This is a genomic window from Colwellia ponticola (assembly GCF_005885605.1).
In the GTDB taxonomy this organism is placed as follows: Bacteria; Pseudomonadota; Gammaproteobacteria; order Enterobacterales; family Alteromonadaceae; genus Colwellia; species Colwellia ponticola.
The window spans coordinates 1-414 of record NZ_SZVP01000205.1 but is presented as its reverse complement, the minus strand read 5'-3'; the positions used below and the strand labels follow the sequence as shown (position 1 = coordinate 414).

The 414-nt window shown below is 65.5% G+C and carries 1 protein-coding gene; it reads right to left on the bottom strand.

Annotation, left to right across the window (positions count from 1 at the left end; genetic code table 11):
* The coding region (locus FCS21_RS16575) for a nitrile hydratase subunit alpha (protein ID WP_222928012.1) at positions 1-382 on the bottom strand (382 nt) is incomplete at its 3' end.
* Between the last annotated feature and the right edge of the window lie 32 nt (positions 383-414).

Genomic DNA, 414 nt, shown 5'->3' with positions numbered 1-414 from the left:
GCAACTCCGTCCCCAGCTCGCGCAGTACCGTGCGCCCCTCCCGGACCAGGCGTGCGCGGAACTCGAAACCCTTGTACCACTCCGGCGGCAGGCCGAGGACCGGCCAGTTGGTGCAGGAGCACAGGCTGCAGACGATCACGTTCTTCAGCGTCGGCGTATCCTCCAGGGCGACGATGTATTCGCCCTGGGGGCCGGTGTAGCCGAACTGGGCGCAGGCCGCGGTGCCGTCCTTGAGCAACAGTGCCCGGAACTGCGGATCGACCCATGCCTTGGCCACCACACGGGCGCCGTTCTCGGGGCTCCAGCCGTGCTCCATCAATTGCGTGAGCTGCTCGACATAGCCCTCCGGGATGAGTTCCTTGCTCTTGAGGACTTGAAACAATGCCCAGGCTCTTTCGCCGGGCGTTGAAGTCG